At 64.2% G+C, this 18,604-nt stretch carries 18 protein-coding genes; 7 read left to right on the top strand and 11 right to left on the bottom strand.

What is annotated here, in order from left to right:
- Positions 1-30: 30 nt before the first annotated feature.
- From QX124_RS05170 to QX124_RS05155, 4 genes are all read right to left on the bottom strand, one after another.
- The gene (locus QX124_RS05170) at positions 31-834 is read right to left on the bottom strand and encodes a hypothetical protein (RefSeq protein ID WP_315796530.1); all 804 of its coding nucleotides are present in this window, start codon (positions 832-834) and stop codon (positions 31-33) included.
- Between the two features lie 268 nt (positions 835-1,102).
- The gene (locus QX124_RS05165; RefSeq protein ID WP_315739087.1) at positions 1,103-1,444 is read right to left on the bottom strand and encodes a hypothetical protein; all 342 of its coding nucleotides are present in this window, start codon (positions 1,442-1,444) and stop codon (positions 1,103-1,105) included.
- A gap of 743 nt (positions 1,445-2,187) precedes the next feature.
- Positions 2,188-2,622 carry a hypothetical protein gene (locus QX124_RS05160; protein ID WP_315771500.1) on the bottom strand — a complete coding sequence of 145 codons (435 nt, stop codon included), beginning with the start codon at positions 2,620-2,622 and terminating at the stop codon, positions 2,188-2,190.
- A 316-nt stretch (positions 2,623-2,938) separates the two neighbouring features.
- Positions 2,939-3,202 (bottom strand): hypothetical protein, encoded by a 264-nt coding sequence (locus QX124_RS05155; protein WP_315796627.1) that lies wholly within the window; start codon positions 3,200-3,202, stop codon positions 2,939-2,941.
- 684 nt (positions 3,203-3,886) lie between these two features.
- Here QX124_RS05155 and QX124_RS05150 point away from each other — a divergent pair.
- Positions 3,887-4,072, top strand: a complete 186-nt coding sequence (locus QX124_RS05150) for a hypothetical protein (RefSeq protein ID WP_315756157.1) — start codon at positions 3,887-3,889, stop codon at positions 4,070-4,072.
- A gap of 31 nt (positions 4,073-4,103) precedes the next feature.
- Here QX124_RS05150 and QX124_RS05145 read toward each other — a convergent pair whose 3' ends face one another.
- Together QX124_RS05145 and QX124_RS05140 are read right to left on the bottom strand one after the other, a co-directional pair.
- Positions 4,104-5,042, bottom strand: coding sequence for a hypothetical protein (locus tag QX124_RS05145; protein WP_315739093.1), 939 nt, complete (start codon positions 5,040-5,042; stop codon positions 4,104-4,106).
- A 103-nt stretch (positions 5,043-5,145) separates the two neighbouring features.
- Positions 5,146-9,000 carry an ATP-binding protein gene (locus tag QX124_RS05140; RefSeq protein WP_315796529.1) on the bottom strand — a complete coding sequence of 1,285 codons (3,855 nt, stop codon included), beginning with the start codon at positions 8,998-9,000 and terminating at the stop codon, positions 5,146-5,148.
- A 165-nt stretch (positions 9,001-9,165) separates the two neighbouring features.
- On the opposite strand from QX124_RS05140, the gene QX124_RS05135 reads away from it, so the two are divergent.
- A complete protein-coding gene (locus QX124_RS05135; RefSeq protein ID WP_315782860.1) occupies positions 9,166-10,470 on the top strand; it encodes a divalent metal cation transporter in 1,305 nt (434 codons plus the stop codon).
- Positions 10,471-10,665: 195 nt separating this feature from the next.
- Positions 10,666-12,297: an NAD-dependent malic enzyme gene (locus QX124_RS05130; protein ID WP_315782899.1), complete on the top strand. Its 1,632-nt coding sequence runs from the start codon at positions 10,666-10,668 to the stop codon at positions 12,295-12,297.
- A 55-nt stretch (positions 12,298-12,352) separates the two neighbouring features.
- On the opposite strand, the gene rocF is transcribed toward QX124_RS05130, so the two are convergent.
- Positions 12,353-13,327, bottom strand: a complete 975-nt coding sequence (rocF, locus tag QX124_RS05125) for an arginase (protein WP_315796528.1) — start codon at positions 13,325-13,327, stop codon at positions 12,353-12,355.
- A 198-nt stretch (positions 13,328-13,525) separates the two neighbouring features.
- Between rocF and QX124_RS05120 the strand changes: the two genes are divergently transcribed.
- Positions 13,526-13,786 carry a hypothetical protein gene (locus QX124_RS05120; RefSeq protein WP_315739141.1) on the top strand — a complete coding sequence of 87 codons (261 nt, stop codon included), beginning with the start codon at positions 13,526-13,528 and terminating at the stop codon, positions 13,784-13,786.
- Positions 13,787-13,796: 10 nt separating this feature from the next.
- On the opposite strand, the gene QX124_RS05115 is transcribed toward QX124_RS05120, so the two are convergent.
- On the bottom strand, positions 13,797-14,915 hold the full coding sequence (locus tag QX124_RS05115; RefSeq protein ID WP_315796527.1) for an OpgC domain-containing protein: 1,119 nt from the start codon (positions 14,913-14,915) through the stop codon (positions 13,797-13,799).
- 427 nt (positions 14,916-15,342) lie between these two features.
- Between QX124_RS05115 and QX124_RS05110 the strand changes: the two genes are divergently transcribed.
- The 3 genes from QX124_RS05110 to QX124_RS05100 all read left to right on the top strand — a co-directional run bounded on the left by QX124_RS05110 (position 15,343) and on the right by QX124_RS05100 (position 16,485).
- Complete coding sequence (locus QX124_RS05110; protein WP_315739099.1) at positions 15,343-15,591, top strand: hypothetical protein; 249 nt, start codon at positions 15,343-15,345, stop codon at positions 15,589-15,591.
- 275 nt (positions 15,592-15,866) lie between these two features.
- Positions 15,867-16,019: a hypothetical protein gene (locus tag QX124_RS05105; protein ID WP_315796526.1), complete on the top strand. Its 153-nt coding sequence runs from the start codon at positions 15,867-15,869 to the stop codon at positions 16,017-16,019.
- Positions 16,020-16,170: 151 nt separating this feature from the next.
- Complete coding sequence (locus QX124_RS05100; protein WP_315739101.1) at positions 16,171-16,485, top strand: c-type cytochrome; 315 nt, start codon at positions 16,171-16,173, stop codon at positions 16,483-16,485.
- 108 nt (positions 16,486-16,593) lie between these two features.
- Here QX124_RS05100 and QX124_RS05095 read toward each other — a convergent pair whose 3' ends face one another.
- From QX124_RS05095 to QX124_RS05085, 3 genes are all read right to left on the bottom strand, one after another.
- Positions 16,594-16,947 carry a phasin gene (locus tag QX124_RS05095; RefSeq protein ID WP_315739142.1) on the bottom strand — a complete coding sequence of 118 codons (354 nt, stop codon included), beginning with the start codon at positions 16,945-16,947 and terminating at the stop codon, positions 16,594-16,596.
- 146 nt (positions 16,948-17,093) lie between these two features.
- Positions 17,094-17,333: a hypothetical protein gene (locus QX124_RS05090; protein ID WP_315796525.1), complete on the bottom strand. Its 240-nt coding sequence runs from the start codon at positions 17,331-17,333 to the stop codon at positions 17,094-17,096.
- Positions 17,334-17,530: 197 nt separating this feature from the next.
- On the bottom strand, positions 17,531-18,550 hold the full coding sequence (locus QX124_RS05085) for a GlxA family transcriptional regulator (RefSeq protein WP_315771510.1): 1,020 nt from the start codon (positions 18,548-18,550) through the stop codon (positions 17,531-17,533).
- Between the last annotated feature and the right edge of the window lie 54 nt (positions 18,551-18,604).

Genomic DNA, 18,604 nt, shown 5'->3' with positions numbered 1-18,604 from the left:
TCGCGTCCGCGGCCCCGTCTCGGTTGCCTGCTATGGCTCCCAGAGCGGCTTGACCCAGCGCGTGTACCAATCGTTGAAATCACTCGGCGTGGTGTCCCCGTCGTCGGGCTGCGGCCACAGCTGCCGATATGAAGAGCCCAGCTCGGCCGGCCCGGATTCGTCCGGCGATCCAGAGATACGTCCTGACCGCGTCGCCTGTGGTCCCAGCAGGACTCGCGGGATGTACGGTATGGGATTCGTGCCGCTGTCGAACATCGTTGCAGTCGCCGAGTCCGCCCGACGACTCCGCAGATATCGGCCGGACCCGCGGTCCATTCCCACCGCATCGTCGGGTGGCGGCGCTGTCTCGTACAGGTTCGACGCTTGCCTAGGGAGGCGGCCGGTTCGCTCCGACGGTGTATCGTAGCCACCACCGACAAATGCATAATCGCTCTGGATGTCACGAAGAGCGTCGGGAATCCGATTGGCGAAACCGCCGCCATCGAAGGTCACATTCGCTTTCCTGTTGGAGGACAGCTCTCTCTCGATATTCGCGAGGTACTCGCCGCTTTGCGACGGCAGCACGCGTGGGAGACTGTTCCCGCCCAGACCGGCAGCCCCCATAATCCGATTCACGATCGTTGTGCAAACGTTCGGGCTGTAACTTTTGAGACCGTTGTAAGTTTCGCCCGCGTTTCGGATCCGACCGATTTCGTTCAGCGCGCTTGCCGCCTGTTCTGGCGTGATGGGAACGGTAAACGAGCGGTACTGACCATCGTCGACGACGCTGGAGAAATCAGGCGGAGGAGTTTCGCCCGGACGGAGCGTATGAACGTCAAATTTCCCGTGGCTCAACGGAACCCCATGGGTGCTGGGTCCGAACCCGGCAAACGTCTGTCGCCCAGGCTCGTTGACGACGACTGCAGCATGTCCCGGAAAACCAGGATTGATTTGAACGGTCAGCGAGTATCGAGATGCCATATGCGTCGACCTTGTATGAGCTTCTCCTTCGCGCGGGCTTACCCCCGCGCAACGAGTGTCGCCCGTGCCCAGATGGTGCGAATGAACTACAGCTTTCCGCTTGGAGGCAGATCAATGGCTGCGGCCGTCCAGACGAAATCGATCAATCGACGTCAGGACGATCGGGCAACCGGACTTCCTTGTTGCGGAGGCGCGCTCCTGCCGCTGTCCGCGCACTCGCAGCCCAACCGATCAGGTAGATGAGCAAGAGCGACTCGAGGTAATAGGCGAGTAAACTATTCAACCAGGAATCGACGGAAAAAGGAAAACGCCCCGAACCGGACACCGCGGCCCAGACGGACCAGAAAATCCCGGCAGGAAACACCGCAAGAGAGGACAGCATCACGCTCGTCTTAACATCGGTGACGGATGCCGAGCCGACGAGGCCGGCAGCGCACAGCGTGTAGACGGCGCACGCGATAAGACCACCTCTATTCAGCCGCATGTCTACCTCCGGATGAGCTTTCGAACTATTACTGCAGGCGCAATCCTTGGCCATGCTCCGGCCATCTAAGGCGTTCCCAGAGACTTGACCCATCTTGTGTACCAGTCGACGGCTCGGCCAGCTGAGAATAGCGTGATGCCATCGGATTTCTCCAGCAAACCGGGGCAAGGTGAGTGATCGGACCAAAGGTGTTCCGTCGACTTGATCGGCGGCGAAGGAGGACGGCCCCAACACGCCGCGAATGCAGCCGGAGCCTTGCATTCGGTTGGAGCCGCTTCAGCAGCGTAAGCGCACGATTATCCAATTAGGCACACACAGAAGCGACGGACCTACTCCCGGTCGGCCCGCTCAGCGTCGCGCGTGGCCTGCGACCAGACTTTCCCAAATGCGCTCATTCCCCAGCCAAACAAATACACCACGGCGAAACTCAGGGGCACAGTCAACAGAGGTCCGCTGATTTGGGACTCCGAGGCAACGTGAGCTTCCAAGACCTGACCGACCCCGGAGGTCCACAAAAAACCTGCGCCGGCAGGATTGACAATTGACGGATCTTCTTGTGCCCCTCAGGATAATAGGACCCGGGTCCGTTCACGATGTCGTCGATCTGTTTTCCAATTGCTCCGAACACACGAGATCGGTCACCCTCCTCGATTTTCGGAGCCCCTGGCGGAGGCAGTGGCGCCCGCTCTACGAAATCTCGTCCGCTGGCCATGTCCAATCCTTCCTAATCATGACGCGCCCGATTACTTCGCGGAGCGCTTTTGTGAGAACGCGAGATAGATGGTTCCAATCCGTCGATTCCAGGAGAACGGGGTCCTGACGAAATCATCGTGCGGTGACCACATGCGCTGGTAGATCTCCAACCGCGTCAGGCCGGGTTTAATGGTCGCTCGAAATTGCTCTTTGGCCTCGAAGGTATAACAGCAGCCAGGCGGTCCTTTGACAATCATCTCCAGCATGGCAACGCCTGCTTCTGTATAGAGGACGACTTCAACGTCTAGACCGGCAGCGTGGAAGCGGCATACGCCGACCTCGTCGCAATCGTTGAGATTGCCGCTATCCGTCTCTCCCTTGGCTTCAACCGCATAGCTGATGAGGACATCGCTTGCGACAGCCGCGCGGCACGATAATCCGAAGAGCAACAGCCAGAGAGCAAGCAGCCGCTTCAAGACACTCACGACTCGCGCCGGCCGTGACCGTGCTGATGCAATCATGTTGATGACCCGAAGATATCCAGATTGCGATTGCCCAAGGAACGACGTTCAGACCGAGAACAAAGATCGAACAAACGAGCGTCGACGTCAAGTCCGCCGGCTCTGATTTTTGCGGCTGTTTGGGCGCTGAGTCCGTCTCGGCTCATTGTCTCCGGCCGGCATGTCTCGATCTGATTTCGCCACCGTCCCAGGAGCCGGGGAGAGAACACCAAGCTGCCACGCCAATTGAAGGCCGATCTCCCGATCCTGCGAGGCGCTCACGCCTCACCCACCACCGGGATCACTCATCCACCTGCTCCCCATCGTGCTCATCCGGATGCACGATGACACGTTCGATGCGGTGGATCAGCTCGAGGGCGCCGTCCTCGCTGTTCTGCAGCGCCTGAGGCGCCTTCCCCCAACCGCGGTCGAGGATGGCGTTGGCGGCGGACACGCGCGCGGCATGTGTCGCCTTCGGTGAGCGCATCACGCCAACCAGCGTGTTGATCGCCGTCTTGGTGTGGCTGCGGGCCATCGAGCGAATTTCGGTGATCGTCTTCGACATGGTCACGTCCCTGGTATCATGGGTGATGAATGCGAGGGTGGTGATCGTCACGAGATCGCATCGGCGGCTGCGACCATCACCAGGCCGATCAGGGCGAGCGCAATGAGGTAGGCGGTCATCTTCCTCTCTCCTGGGCGAAGGAAAAGCGCGGCAGATCGCAGCCGAAAGCGCGATCGTTTCAGGCGCGAACCCTATCCCTCGGCTCAAGCAAGGGACCGCTGCGGGCGAAGCGACGGTCGCCACGCCCACGCACCGGCCCGTTCGCGCGGGCCGGCGAGTATCCGGATGTTCGAAGTTGTCTGCGCGCTGCGCGACGCGCGATGAATAGCCGACGATCGTGGTCGACAGCCGATGCCGGCCTGCGCTGCTCAAGTCAAATGCCCGCGGACAACGCGGCATCATCTTGTTCGGAAAATTCGATAATGATACTATGCCGGTGATTTGCCCGACATGTCAAATTTGATCGAAATGCGGCGGTCAGGCTTTGCGATTTCGATAACCGCCGCTCCAAATCCGGGCCGAGCCAATAAAAAGCCCGCTGCCGAGTTCGCGGCGCGGGCTTTATGGTTTCTTCGACGATGTCAAAATGCGCCTGATTTGCCCGACGTGTCAAGCTCAGATAGTTGCGCCGATCGGCAATGCTACTTCAGCCCGTCGGGCGCGGCCGGTGGAGGAGGTCTTCCGATGTATGTCGTTGCGGTCGTACTGGCCGGCTTGTCCGCCCTGTTCTACGCGGCGAGTCAGCACCAGCTGGGATCGGTCGGCGCCGATGTCTGTCAATATGGCAGCCTGTTCTGCGACAAGCCGCACTACATGATGACCGGCGCGTTGCTCGCCGGCCTCTGGGCCAAGTTCGTGAGCATGCGCTGAGACGAGCCGGCGCGCAGCTTCGATCACCCCGTCAGTTCTTGATCGCGTAGAGTGGCGTTCTCACCGTCAGCTGATAGACCGGCTTCGGCGCCCAGGCGATTTGCGCGGTGATGCCGAACAGCCGGTTGTCATCGTCATCCATGCGATCGAGATCGAGCCTGACCAGCGGCTGCGTGTAGGACGCGATCGGCGTGATGGCGAGCAGCTGCGCGCCACCGAACGACTGGATGCCGACGCGCGCGGAGACCTTCCAGTTGTTCTCCCACTGGTAGAAGCCGCCGATATAGCCGGCGGTCGTGCTCCCGACATGCGCGAGCGCGGAATCGACCTCGACATGGGTGTATTGAACGCCCGCGAGCCAGCCGCGCGTCTCATCCGGATCGAGCGCGTATTTGGCTTCGATGACGGTGTTGAACGAGGTGGTCGCCAATGGCGAGTCCGGCACCGACCGTGTCAGCGTCGACTGCAAGGTCAGCGTCGGAAGCGTGCCGCCGTTCTGCTGATAGACGTCGGCCTGGAAGCCGAGGAACCAGCTGGTGATGGCCACGTCGGCCCAGCCGGACAGGCCGTTGTAGGAGGTGCTTCCGGTGAACCCGGCCCAAAGCGACAAGGCGTCGCCGAGATCGACGGTGAGCGGAACGTCGACGCCAAGGCCCTGGTTGGTCGGAGCCGAAAGTTGCGGCCGTCCGGGCAAAGCCGGCCGGTCAAGCAGCTTGCGCAAGGTCGCGAGCTGCGAGAGGGTTCCGAACAGGGACGTGTCGCCCAGGCCGGTCGACAACGTGCCCCCTGGCACGTAGGCATAGTTCGTCCGGAAGTCGATGTAGACATTGGCGAGACCCGATGCGGGCTCGTCCGCATCATCGTCCTTGGCAAACGCGCTGCTGCAGACGACCAGCGCCGCACACGCGGCCAGAGCAAATGAGCGCCGCGGCACGCAACGCCCGCGCGGCAACGATTCCACGTCTGCCATGAGACCTCCCCCAGCGCCCAAAAATACGCCGCCCGGGCACCATCCTTCAAGTGCGGATCACGAGCGCGATGCCGACGTCAGGGGAAAGCCGCGGCGCGCGTCGTCAGGACGACGCCGACTTGGCGCCTTCCTCGCGTGCGGCCATGACCTGACGCAGCACGCGCGAGAGCTCATCGACCGAGTAGGGCTTCTGGATGAGACTGAAACCGTGGCGGTCGCCGTCGGCGAGGGCGTGGCTGTAGCCGCTGTTGAGCACGATCGGAATCATCGGGAGCCGGCGACGGATTTCCCGGCCGAGCGTGACTCCGTCCATTCCGGGCATCACGACGTCGCTGAGCACGAGATCGAAGCCACCGGGATTCGCGTCGATCAAGCGCAGCGCATCGTTTGCGCTGCGCGCCAGCACGGTTCGATAGCCGAGATCCTCGAGCAGCTGGGTCGAGAATTCGCCGATCTCCGGGTTGTCCTCGACGACCAGCACGTTCCAGCGCGCGACGACCATGTCCGGAGTGTGCTCGGTCCGCTCGCGCAGCTCCAACGGCTTGTGCGTGCGCGGCAGCAGCAGGGTCAGCGTCGTCCCCTTGCCGACCTCGCTCTCCGCCAACACCCGTCCGCCGGACTGGTGCACGAAGCCGTAGACCTGGGACAGGCCGAGACCCGTGCCGCGCCCGACTCCCTTGGTCGTGAAGAACGGCTCGAAGATGCGGTCGATCTGATCGGGCGCAATGCCGCATCCAGTGTCGCTGACGGCGATCGAGACGAATTGCGGCCGCCCGGGCTGGCCGTCCTGCGGCAGCAGCTGACCGCGAATGGTCAGGACGCCCCGGCCTTCCATCGCGTCCCGCGCATTGGCAACGAGATTGACGAGGGCCGTGTCGAACTGGTTGATGTCGACATCGACCGGAAGCGGCCGCGCTTGCAGGTCGAGCTCGATCGCGGCCGGCGCACCGAGCACGGTCTGCAGCATCTCTTCGATCTGCTCGATATGCCCCGCGGCATCGAAGACGCGGCGCTCCATCGGCGTCCGCCGCGCGAAGGCGAGCAACTGTCCGGTGAGCTTGGCGGCGCGATCCGCCGTGTCCGAGATCGCATCCACGTAGCGCCGCATGCGCTCCGGGGACAGCTGGCGCCGGCGCAACAGGTCGGCCGAGGACCGGATCACGGTCAGGAGATTGTTGAAGTCGTGCGCGACGCCGCCGGTGAGCTGGCCGATCGCCTCCATCTTCTGGGCCTGGCGGAACGCCTCCTCCGCCTTGCGCCGTTCGGTCAACTCGACCGCCTCGGGCACGATGGCGACCACCTGTCCGGTCTCGTCCCGCACCGGCCGCATCTGGAAGTCGAACCACCGTGAGCCGCCGACCGGCAGCTCGAGCTGCAACTCCTGGCGGGCCCCGTCGCCGCGAGCGACGGCGTCGACCAGGGATCTGATCAGCTCGGGCGTGCCGGGCGTCCCCGCAAACCACGGCGTCTCCCAGAATGGCAGCCCTGCGACCTCGTGCAGGGGCGCAGCGATCGCTTCGAGCGAGGTCGCATTGGCATCCAGAAGCGTCCCATCGGACGAGAGCAGCGCTTGGAACGTGTAGCTCGCCTCGAAGATCGTCCGCAACCGCGCCTCCTTGGTCTGCAGCTCCGCGGTACGCTCGGAGACCTGCGTCTCCAGGCGCTCGTTCAGCTCACGCAGCGTGGTCTCGGCCTCGTGCCGCACCCGCGACAGATCGATATTGGCGCGCACCCGCGCCAGCAGCTCGCGCGCGCTGAACGGCTTGGTGAGATAGTCGCTCGCCCCGGCATCAAGCCCCTCGACCTTGGCCTCCTCGCCGGCGCGCGCCGACAGCATGACCACAGGAATGTCGCGAAGCTGCGCATCGCTACGCAGCGCTTTCAGCAGGCCGAAGCCGTCGAGCCCCGGCATCATGACGTCGGTCAGCACCAGATCGGGGCGGCGCCGTCGGACCGCCTCGAGGGCCGCCATGCCGTCGCTGACCGCCTCCACGTCATAATCCTCGCCGAGCAGACGGCGGACGTAGTCGCGCATGTCGGGATTGTCGTCCGCGAGCACCACACGATCACGGGCCGATGCCGTCGCGGAGCGGACTCCGAGGTCGTCGGATGATGACGGGTGAGGAAGCTCGAACGGCACACCGCCGTTCAGCCACCCGAGCGCCTCCTCGATGTAGGCCTCGGCCCGCACGTTGGTAACGGTCAGGACATGGGAAGGTCCGATCTGGCCCGCTGGCAGATGCGCCGAGCCAAGCGGAATTCGCACGGTGAAGACCGAGCCGCGGCCGAGCGCGCTGTCTACAGCGATCTCCCCGCCGTGAAGCCTCACCAGTTCCTGAACGAGAGCGAGACCGATGCCGCTGCCCTCGAAGGATCGGCCGCGCGCGCCTTCGATGCGACGAAACCGTTCGAACAGGTGCGGCAGCTCACTGGGCGGGATGCCGGTGCCGGTGTCGCGAACCTTGAGCTCGGCATGATTGCGGTCGGTGGACAAGCCGATCGACACCGCGATTTCACCTTCGAAGGTGAACTTGAACGCGTTCGACACCAGATTGAGAACGATCTTCTCCCACATGTCGCGGTCGACATACACCGGCTCGGACAGGGGCTTGGGGTCGATGATGAGACGCAGGCCGGCAGGATCCGTCGCCGAGCGGAAGTTGGACACGAGCTCGGCAGTGAAGACCGCAAGATCGATCGGCTCGAAGTGCGCGGTCATGCGGCCGGCCTCGATACGCGAAAAGTCGAGCAGCGTGTTCACGAGCTTCAGCAGGCGAATGCCGTTGCGGTGGATCAGGCTGAGGACGGATCGCGCTTCGGAGGTGAGTTGGGCCTCGTCGCGGCCGAGCAGGTCTTCCAGCGGGCTCAACATCAGCGTCAGCGGCGTACGAAACTCGTGGCTGATGTTGGAAAAGAACGTCGTCTTGGCGCGGTCGATTTCGGCCAGCGCTTCCGCGCGGCGCCGCTCTGCCTGATAGGCCCCGCCATTGCTGACGGCCGCTGCAATCTGCCCCGCGACGAGGTTCAGGAAGCGGGCATAGCTCTCGTCGTAGAGGCGGAACGGATTGAGACCTGCGATGACGAAGCCGCCCCATCCGGCCTCCCCCGACGCGGGCAGCGGAAGCACAACGGCGTGCTGTGGCGGCTGACGCCATCCGCCGGTCGGAAAGCTGAGGCCGAACCGCCGCGGAAGATCGCGAACCAGCACCGCATCCTGCAGCCTCAGCGCTTCAGCCAGAGGCCACGTTCCTTCCGGCTGAATTCTCAGCCTCGGCTGAACGGCGGGATGATCGCGGTCGATGCCGGTCAAGGCCTCCAGCCGCGCCGCCTCGCCGTCCGGGTCGGTCATGTAGATCATCGCGAAAGGAAGGTCGCGCGACTCCCGCGCCAAGGCGTCCGCGCAGCTTGCGCAGGCCTGGTCGATGCTGCGGGCCCCGGCCCCGGCATTTGCGAGCTCGCGCAGCAGCGAGAGCTGGCGCTCGCTGATCACGCGCTGGGTGTCATCGGTGTTGGCGCAGAAGATTCCTCCGGGCGATCCATCGTCGTCCGGTATGGGACTGTAGGAGAACGTGTAGTAGGTCTCCTCGGGAAAGCCGTTGCGCTCCATGATCAGGAGCTGCGCCTCGACATAGGTGCCCTGGTCACCGCCGCCGGCCTTTGCCAGCAGCGGACCGATGTCCTCCCAGATCTCGTGCCAGACCGCGGACGTCGGGCGACCGAGAGCCCAGGGATGCTTACCGCCGATGATGGTCTTGTAAGCATCATTGTAGAGATAGATCAGCTCCCTTCCCCAACCGATCCAGATCGGCTGTTGGGATGTCAGCATGAGCCTGACGGCCGTCTTCAGGCTCTGCGGCCAATGCTCCGGCGTTCCGATCGAGGTGCTCTCCCAATCGAACCGCAACATCAGTCCGGCCAGCTCACTGCCTCCGGCGAAAAGCCTCTCGCGCTCGGCCATGCCGAGCTCCTGATCATGCCCTGTTTGCCGCTGGTCCGGCACGCGTCCCCCTTGGTCGAAATCCGACGTGATCTGGAACGCTGGTACTCCCCTCCGGTTCCGGAGCCGGGAACGAAAAGAGGGCGTGCGACTTCGAGAGACATACACCGCCGGGGGAGCACTGCCATGGCCATGACCGTTGCATCCGAACCGAACAAACCGAAACGGTCGCCCTGGAGCGTATTCCGGGTTTTGGGTCCAGGTCTCGTGACCGGTGCCGCCGACGACGATCCGTCGGGAATAGCGACGTACTCCCAGGCCGGCGCGCAGTTCGGTTACGGGCTGTTGTGGACGGTCTTTCTGACCGCGCCTTTCATGATCGCGATCCAGCTGGTGAGCGCGCGCATCGGCCGTGTCACCGGCAAAGGGCTGGCGGCCAACATCACTGCGCTTGCGCCACGCGGGATCGTCTTCGGCCTCGTCGCCCTCCTGGTCGGCGCCAACACCTTCAACATCGCAGCCGACATCGCGGCGATGGCGGAGGCGCTGTCGCTGGTGATCGGCGGTCTCAACCATGAGCACGCGCTGATCTTCGCCGCCGGGTCGACGCTGCTCCAGGTATTCCTGCCCTATCGCCGCTACGCACCTTTCATCAAGGTGCTGACCCTCAGCCTGTTCGCCTACGTCGCGACCGCCTTGATGGTCGAAGTGCCCTGGAGCACGGCGCTGCTCGCGGCGGTATGGCCCAGCCCCTCGACGGAGGCCGACTATCTGCTGACGGTTGTGGCCGTCCTCGGCACCACCATCAGCCCTTACCTGTTTTTCTGGCAGGCCTCGCAGGAGGTCGAGGAGATGAACCAGGGCAAGGTCGACCGTCCCTTGCGCGAGCTGTCGAAGAAGGACCACCCCGACCTCCGACGGATCAGGATCGACACCACGATCGGCATGATCTTCTCGAACGCAATCGCGTTCTTCATCATCGTGACGACCGCCACGGTGCTGCACGCGCATGGCATCACCAGGATCGACTCGGCGACGCAGGCGGCCGAAGCCCTGCGCCCGCTCGCGGGCGACCTCACCTTCCTGTTGTTCGCGCTCGGCATCATCGGGACCGGCATGCTGGCGATCCCGGTGCTGGCGGGCTCGGCGGCATACGCCGTCGCCGAGACCTTCGGCTGGCACGCGACCCTGGAGGCCAAGCCGGACGAGGCGGTCGGCTTCTACAGCATCATTGCTGCCGCCACGATCATCGGCTTCGGGCTCGGCTTCACCGGCATCGACCCGATCCACATGCTGGTGTGGAGCGCCGTGCTCAACGGCATCGCCGCCGTGCCGATCATGGCGATGATGATGATGATCGTGTCCAATGCCGGGCTGATGGGCCGCTTCCGCGGACGGTCCTGGCTGATCGCCCTGGGATGGATCGGGACAGGTATCATGGCCATCGCCGTGCTGGCCCTGCTGTGGTCATTCGTCACGGGCCGCGCCTAGCGACCATCGCGTTTCCCTCTGCGTCGGCTGCAACGCAGTTGCACAATGTCATTGGTGCAACGCGGGACGTAAACTGTGTTAACAGTCCGTTCCCGCCATCCCGCCGCGATTGATGCCGATCAACGCTGGGCGCGCTCCGGTATGGCGGTGCTCGAACAAAGGACCTCGGAGACTGCCTTGACCCAACCGCAACGCATGAGCGCACCGACGCTATCCCCCTATTCTCCGCGCGGACTCGCGCTGCTGCGCGATCCGCTGCTCAACAAGGGCACCGGCTTCACCGAGCAGGAGCGCGATGCGCTCGGCCTGCGCGGCTTCCTGCCCGCCGGCGTGATGCCGATGCAGGCCCAGGCCGAGCGGATCCTGGTCAATCTTCGCAGCCTGTCCAGCGACCTCGAGAAGTACGTGGCACTGAATGCACTGCACGACCGCAACGAAGCGCTGTTCTTCCGGGTGGTCTGCGACAACATCGACGAGATCCAGCCGCTGATCTACACGCCGACCGTCGGCCTCGCCTGCCAGAAATTCGGCCTGATCTTCCAGCGTCCGCGCGGCCTGTTCATCTCGGCCAATGACCGCGGCCGGATCGCGGAGATCCTCGCCAACTGGCCATATCGCGCCAAGCTGATCGTCGTCACCGACGGTGAGCGCATTCTCGGGCTCGGCGATCTCGGCGCCAACGGCATGGGCATTCCGGTCGGCAAGCTGTCGCTGTACTCGGCGTGCGCCGGCATTCATCCGGAGGAGTGCCTGCCGGTCATGCTCGATGTCGGCACCAACAACGAAGAGCTTCTGGCCGACCCCTACTACATTGGGCTGCGCCAGAAGCGCCTTACGGGCGAAGCTTATGACACGTTCGTCGACGAGTTCATGACGGCCGCGCGCGCCGCCTTCCCGGGCGTGCTGATCCAGTTCGAGGATTTCGCCAACCACGCCGCGTTCAAGCTGCTGCACAAATATCGCGACGACACCTGCGTCTTCAACGACGACATCCAGGGCACCGCAGCCGTGGCGCTCGCCGGCCTGTTCTCGGCGCAGCGTATCACTGGCGGCAAACTGCGCGATCAGACCGTGCTGTTCCTCGGCGCCGGCGAGGCGGCCACCGGCATCGCCGATCTCGTCGTCTCCGCCATGATGGCCGAGGGCCTGTCCGAAGCCGAGGCGCTGCGGCGCAACTGGCTGATGGACTCGCGCGGCCTCGTCATCAAGGGGCGAGAGAACCTGCACGGCCATAAGCTACGCTATGCGCACGACCAGGCCCCGATCGCAGACTTCCTCACCGCGATCAGGACGCTCAAGCCGACGGCGATCATCGGCGTGGCAGCGGTCGGCGGCGCCTTCACGCCGGAAGTGCTGCAGGCCATGGCCGAGCTGAACGAGCGCCCCATCATCTTTGCGCTCTCAAATCCGACCTCGAAGGCGGAATGCTCGGCAGAGTCGGCCTATCGCTACACCCAGGGCCGCGCGCTGTTCGCCTGCGGCAGCCCCTACGATCCGGTCAAGCTCGACGGCAAGACCTTCGTGCCGCGCCAGGGCAACAACTCCTACATCTTCCCCGGTGTCGGCCTTGGCGTCATCGCCAGCGGCGCGCGGCTGGTGACGAACGAGATGTTCATGGCTGCCGCGCACACCCTGGCGAACTGCGTCACCGGCGCCGATCTCGAGCAGGGCAGCCTGTACCCGGCGCTGCCGCGCATCCGCGAGGTGTCTGCCCAGATCGGCGCCGCGGTGGCCGGCGTTGCCTATCAGAACGGGCTCGCCACGGGGCCGGCGCCGAACGATCTGCTCGGCTTGGTCGAGTCGAAGATGTACGACGCCCGCTACTGAGCTCGACGCCCTCGGATGCCTCGAGCTCACCAGCGGCGAGCGAAGAGGCATCCGCCTATTGGTCCGGCACGATCGCGTTCGTGGGCGTTGGCCGATCGGTAATCTGCTGGCCGAACAGGCTGGCGATCAGTTCGACTGCGACCCGCGCGGTCTTGCCGCGCTCGTCCAGGAATGGGTTGAGCTCGACGATATCGACCGAACGCACCAGCCCGGAATCGTGCAGCATCTCCATGATGAGATGAGCCTCGCGATAGGTCGCGCCGCCAGGTACGGTCGTGCCGACGCCGGGGGCCACCTCGGGATCGAGGAAGTCGACATCGAAGCTCACATGCAGGACGCCGTTCCGCGCACGAACCTTGTCGAGGATCCGGCGCGTCAGTACGCCGACGCCGAACTCGTCGATGGCGCGCATGTCGGCGATGCTGATACGACGGAGACGCAGCAGCTCCTTTTCCGCCCTGTCGATCGAGCGGATGCCGAACAGCTCCAACTGATCTGGGGTGATGGGCGTGCGCGCCTCGTCGCCGAGCAGGCCGTCGAGACCCGGCTCGCCACACAGGAACGCGGCGGACATGCCGTGCATGTTCGCTGTGATGGTGGTTTCGGGCGTGTTGTAGTCGGCATGTGCGTCGAGCCAGAGCACGAACAGCTCCCGCCCGATCTCGCGGCAATGGCGCGCGATCCCGTTCACCGACCCCATCGACAGCGAATGGTCGCCGCCGAGAAACATCGGGATGGCGCCGGTCTGCGCCAGCTCGTGACTGCGACGCGCCAGCACCCGCGACCAGCGCTGGATCTGGCGATAGTGCTTGGCCTTCACCGGCGGCTCGTCACCGGGCTCCGTCATGTCGGCGATGCCGACATCGCCGTAGTCGGTGACATCGAGCCCGAGGCTTTCCAGCACGGTGATAAGACCTGCGGTGCGCAGCGCAGCAGGCCCCATCAGCGTGCCGCGGACCGACGCGCCGAGATCGATCGGAGCACCAAGGACGGCGATACGATGTGGCGCTTTAAGGTCTGGAGAAGCCAAGACGGAATCCTTTCATCGACGGCCGGGCGCCCAGCGTAGCGCGATTTTGCACCGCGCGCTTCGCCGGCGATGCGTCTCGGTCCCAGGGAACCAATCGCATCAGCCGGCATTTCCCACGAGCGTTACATGCGCCCCTCGGCCGAATCGCGTCGGCACGAGGGTGCCAATCCGACGAGCCGCGGCAAGAAGGCAACGACAGTGAGCAGCGAAACGTTCGAAACACCTCCGCAGCCGGGCGTCGCCGAACGCGCGCTCGACACCGCGACGGACATGTCGCATGCACTCGGCGAAGTGGTGGGTACCCTGAGTGCGGCCGTGGACCGGCTGAGCGAAGCGGCAAGGGACGCGCGGCGGCCCGGGACCGCCCTGTCGACCATCAGCGCGATCACCCGCGAGGCCCCGCTCGCGAGCCTGTTCGTCGCCTTCCTGCTCGGGGTCACCGTCGCACGCCGGCGTTGAGGAACGGCGGTCAGAACAGCCGCGGCCCGCGCCGGTCGAGCTGCGATTCCCATGTCAGCAGCGTGGCCGCGATGGTCATGATCGCAATCCCGGCGACACTGATCAGCAGCTGCATCGCCAACCCGCTCGCCACGTCGGTCAGCACGACCTGGCCGAGGAAGGCCAGCAGCACACCCTGGCAATAGATCGGGAGCGAGTTCTCGCCGCACCTGATCATGGCCGTCATCAGCGGACGGATTGGCCCCTTCCAGTCCCGCGGAGCCAGCCGCGACACCACGAAGGCAAGCGCCAGGAAGTGCAACAACCGCACCGGCGCCAGGTGGCTCTTGTAGATCGGATAGATCAGGCCGCTGATGACCGACGGGATCAGATTCTCGAGACTCTTGAACTCCCAGCTGAGCGCCATCAACAGGCTGAACGCGAGATAGCCGATCGCCACGATCAACAGCGCTCGCGAGTCGAGGAGCGGACGCAGGCGTGTGGCGCCGGCACAGCCATACCAGGCACCGATCACGAACAGGAATTGCCAGGCGAACGGATTGAAATACAGCTCGCCGCTCGGCCACGCCGGCGCCTGCCAGCTGAACAGCTGAACCATCATGTAGAGCAGGAATGAAAGCACCAGCGTCAACGTCGCGCTGGTGATCATCAGCCACAGGATGACGGGAAAGCAGATGTGCAGGATTGCAAACGTCAGCAGGATGTCGGTGTTGACGGGCGCGAATTGCAGCAGCGCCACATGCACCAGCGTGGGCCCGGGCTCGCGAAAGAAGAAGCCGGTGTTGGTCTCGTCGACGAAGCGCGTGCCGCCGCCGATCACCCAGACCAGCGCCGCATAGGCGAGCAGCAGCACCAGGAACGCCGCATAGATCTCCCAGGCGCGCCGCAGCGCCCGCACCACCGTGGTCGCCCAGCCCTGCTTCGGCAGCGCTCCGCCATAGGCGAGCATGCAGGTGTAGCCGGAGACGAAGACGAACACCTCGGAGGTGTCGCTGAAGCCGTAGTTGCGCAGCGTCAGCCACGCCAGCGAATTGTCCGGAACATGATCGATGAAGATGAACCAGAGGGCGAGCCCCCGGAACGCGTCGACCCGGAGGTCACGACCTCCGTTGCCGTTGCCGGCTGCCACGCTATCCGTCCTCGCCAGCTCTTGATCATCGGCAAACAAGATGGACCTCGTCTCGGGATGGCCGACCAACATCGACTCCGGCATGCATGTTGTGCCTTAATATCTCCTGCCGGTCATCGATCGGAACTCGAATCCGCCGCACGCGTCGTCCACCCTTCCGGCAGATTTCGAGGTTGGCCATTGAGCGCAGCCCCCCGTTTGCGTCTTCAGGCTGCCCCCCGTCATTTCAGCCGATTGTGCACGGCCAATATCCGTACTCGAAAAGTGTGCACGGAAGCCGGGTGCCTGTGGAACATTGTCGGCATGGTGGTGTTAAGCATCTCACCACCGCCGGACTGGCAATTGTTCCAGTCCCGTATTTGCCCGGATTGATTGTAGATTGCTTAGACGTTGACTTGTAGTGGAAATGTTGACAGGGGGGGGTTCCGTGATCCACCGAGGTGTCCAATATACGGTCGTGGCGACTGCTGAACCGGACATGTGGGAATGGCGGTACGAGTTCGGCGATCAGATCAAGACCGGACGCACCCAGACCAGACTCGCCGCGCTCGCGGCCCGGCGCGTGAAGTCGAAGATCGATGCGGCGCTCCGTGCGGCCCAAACGGGTTCCGTGTCCACGGTGAATGTCGCCGAACGGATCGAGATGGCGAAGGCCGCATCGCATGGCCTGACCTGACTTTCTCTCTCTCCGGCGGTCCGGCGCGCGCCGGACCGCTCATCGCCTGTTGAGACAGATCAAGGCATCGATGCCGGCATTTGTCATGTTCAGGCGATGGAAACTCTCATTTTTCGCTGCTCCCAGACGGGATCGAACGTTCAGATCGGCTTGGCCGCACCGGCTCTTGCCGACCAGTTCGATGCCTATGAGGCCGCCGCATGCCCAGCATGCGGCGGTACGCACCTCGTCAACAGGCTGAGCGGAAAGATGCTGAGCGACAGGGAGGGCTCGACATGTCCTACGTTGCGGAAGAGCTGACGATCACCGCCTCGACCGATGTGTCTCGCTCGGCCGAAATGTCCTGGCTGCGCCGCGCCGGCGCGCTCCTGAAGGCAATCGTCAGCCGGATCGACCTGTCCCATTTTCCCAAATCATGCTGTAATTGACGTCGAGATTCATCGACGCGCCGCGCGTGCCTGCGAGGCGGAGCCGCCAAGATCGCTCCTCTCCAGGGGCGAAACATTCCTTCGTGAGCCACCCGCCGTCACTCCGGCGAGGTATGCCACCACTCAACAGACAATGATCAGGAGCTCCTTGATGCACGCCTCGGTGATGAGAGTTATGGCGATCGCGATCGCGGCTGCGGCGTCGACACCGGCATGGGCCGCCGATCCGGATCACGGCGGGGATCTGGCCCGTCGCTGGTGCGCCTCATGCCACCTCATCGAAGGGACGCAGAAGCAGGCCAGCGCGGACGTTCCCACCTTCGCTCAGATTGCTCAGAAAACGGATTTCACGCCAGAGAAGGTCGCGTTTTTCCTGCTCGACCCGCATCCGAAGATGCCAAGCTTTCCGCTCAACCGGCTGGAGGCGGCCGACATCGCCGCCTATATCGGCAGCCTGCGAAAATAGGGCTGGGCTCTTTCGCCCGTCTCGTCCGCCCGTGTCCATTCGGCGGCAGCGCTGCCGCCGAGCTCTGTCCATGCAGACCGTCGCTCCTGCGACGGCGAGGCTCGCGCTTCAGCTCTTGGGTTCGGTCGCCTTGCTCGCGGCGGACATGATGCTCGACGTGATCGTCTTCATGTGCTCACCGGCGTTGGTGAACTGGCTGCGCAGGAACTCGGACTGGATCCGCATCGCCTCCTCGAGCTCGGTGGCGTGAACGAGCTTTCGAGCGTGTTCGAAAGCCGTCTTGATGTTCTGCTCGGTGAGAGTGAGCGCCTGCTTGGACATGTCGGCGGCAGGCCCCGGAACCGTGCCGATCGATTTGCCGGCTGCGTCGAAGAACATCTCGAACGCCTTTTCCGCCTGCGAGATGGTCTTTTCGGCCAGGTCCCGCAGTTCAGCGGGCACTTCCAGTTTGGTTTGAGTCATCGTTGCGTCCTCCACGACAGATCCAACTACCACATCCGACTCCCTGCGTCGCCGTACAAATAGACGGGGCTGCCAGCGCCTGTCAGAGTGCGGCCATACGTTGGCGCGTAATCTGCAGCGCGTATTCGATCGAAGCGAGGTGACGATCATAGGTCCGCCGCGCGCGCTCGGTCCGTAACGAGGCCTGAGAGCTCTCGCGCATGCTGCAGGGCAAGATCGAGGAGGAGGACAGTTTTTCTCGCATCCTCCCTGACACCGAATGCACCGGCTCGCACGGTGTCCATGTGGCCGGCACCGGCCACCACAACCGCGGCCTTCTCTTCAGCCGTCGCAAAGGCGGCCTGAGGAGAGAGTGTCCTCGTGCGAAAGGGAACGATGTTGGTCATTGGCCTTTCCCGTCCGCAGAGGCGGATCTGCATCAAATTTTCAGCGTTATACACATGGCCTCTTACGGAAGCCTTCGAGCGATCGCATAAGGCATGGCCGCTCTGGCCTCAACGCGAACGGCGAGACTAACCCGAAAGCAAAGGAAAAGACGTCGACTCCGGCGAATCTTGTCAGCCCCGGTTGCGGCAAGCGCCGCTCAGCCCGAGAAGCGGCGCCGATACTCCGATGGCGACACGCCGAGATGCCGCAGGAACGCCCGCCGCATGCGCTCGTCGTCGCCAAAGCCCGCCCGTTTGGCGACTTCGACCACGTTTTCGACCTGGCGGCTTTCGAGTAGGAGGCGCGCCGTCTCGACCCTGAGCGCCTCGACTCCCTGTGCCGGGGTCATCCCGGTGCGGCTGACATAGGTGCGGGCAAAGGTGCGCGGCGTCATGCCGGCTCTCGCGGCCAGCGCCTCGACGCGCAGGTCGCTCGCGATGTTCTCGATGATCCAGGCATGCAGCGCACTGAACCGACCCTCGACGTCGGACGCCTGCGCCGCCAGGACGGTCGAAAACTGACTCTGGCCGCCAGGACGCTTCAGGAAGACGACGAGCCGGCGCGCCACGTCGAGCGCGATCGTATGACCGAAATCCTCCTCGATCATCGCCAGCGCCAGATCGATGCCGGCGCTCACGCCTGCGGATGACCAGACCCGGCCGTCCTGCACGAAGATCGCGTCGGGCTCGACCTTCACGTTCGGAAAACTGTCCTGCAGGCGGGGGCAGTAGCGCCAATGCGTCGCGGCCCGCCTACCCTCCAGCGCGCCGACCCAGGCCAGCGCAAAGGCGCCGAGGCAGACGGATGCGATCCGCCGGGCGCCCGGGAGCACCTCCCCGATCCACTGCATCACCCTCTCGTCCTGCCGCAGCTTCCAGATGCCCGGCCCCCCAGGGATCAGCAGCGTGTCGACCTCCTCCGGCTTCACGGACGAGAGCGGCGCGGTGTCGATCATCAGGCCTACATCGGTCGGCACCAGTCCGCCCTCTTTTGACACGTAGCTGAGCGCATAGCCCGGCCCCGGCAGCTCGATCTCGCTGAGCTCGGCGAACACCTGCGCCGGGCCGGAAACGTCGAGCAGCGTCACTCCGGGAAAGGCAAAGATGGCGAGCCGCCTTTCGGCACCATCTCGACGCACCGCAGCACGCCGGGGAGAGTTGGCAGGATTCGAGGGCATATTGTCCTTTAAGCCATCGGAGGACCGCCTGTATAGCTCGACCTTGCAGTGCTG

Source organism: Bradyrhizobium sp. SZCCHNRI3043 (genome assembly GCF_032377735.1).
Classification (GTDB): domain Bacteria; phylum Pseudomonadota; class Alphaproteobacteria; order Rhizobiales; family Xanthobacteraceae; genus Bradyrhizobium.
The sequence above is the reverse complement of the archived record's forward strand: the minus strand, read 5'-3'. Positions and strand labels throughout refer to the sequence as shown.

Coding starts and splice junctions, on each gene's coding strand:
- QX124_RS05165 (WP_315739087.1), bottom strand. CDS start 1,444: ATGCGGCTGAATAGAGGTGGTCTTATCGCGTGCGCCGTCTACACGCTG.
- QX124_RS05155 (WP_315796627.1), bottom strand. CDS start 3,202: ATGTCGAAGACGATCACCGAAATTCGCTCGATGGCCCGCAGCCACACC.
- QX124_RS05150 (WP_315756157.1), top strand. CDS start 3,887: ATGTATGTCGTTGCGGTCGTACTGGCCGGCTTGTCCGCCCTGTTCTAC.
- QX124_RS05145 (WP_315739093.1), bottom strand. CDS start 5,042: ATGGCAGACGTGGAATCGTTGCCGCGCGGGCGTTGCGTGCCGCGGCGC.
- QX124_RS05140 (WP_315796529.1), bottom strand. CDS start 9,000: ATGGCCGAGCGCGAGAGGCTTTTCGCCGGAGGCAGTGAGCTGGCCGGA.
- QX124_RS05135 (WP_315782860.1), top strand. CDS start 9,166: ATGGCCATGACCGTTGCATCCGAACCGAACAAACCGAAACGGTCGCCC.
- QX124_RS05130 (WP_315782899.1), top strand. CDS start 10,666: ATGAGCGCACCGACGCTATCCCCCTATTCTCCGCGCGGACTCGCGCTG.
- QX124_RS05105 (WP_315796526.1), top strand. CDS start 15,867: ATGTCCTACGTTGCGGAAGAGCTGACGATCACCGCCTCGACCGATGTG.
- QX124_RS05100 (WP_315739101.1), top strand. CDS start 16,171: ATGCACGCCTCGGTGATGAGAGTTATGGCGATCGCGATCGCGGCTGCG.
- QX124_RS05095 (WP_315739142.1), bottom strand. CDS start 16,947: ATGACTCAAACCAAACTGGAAGTGCCCGCTGAACTGCGGGACCTGGCC.
- QX124_RS05090 (WP_315796525.1), bottom strand. CDS start 17,333: ATGACCAACATCGTTCCCTTTCGCACGAGGACACTCTCTCCTCAGGCC.
- QX124_RS05085 (WP_315771510.1), bottom strand. CDS start 18,550: ATGCCCTCGAATCCTGCCAACTCTCCCCGGCGTGCTGCGGTGCGTCGA.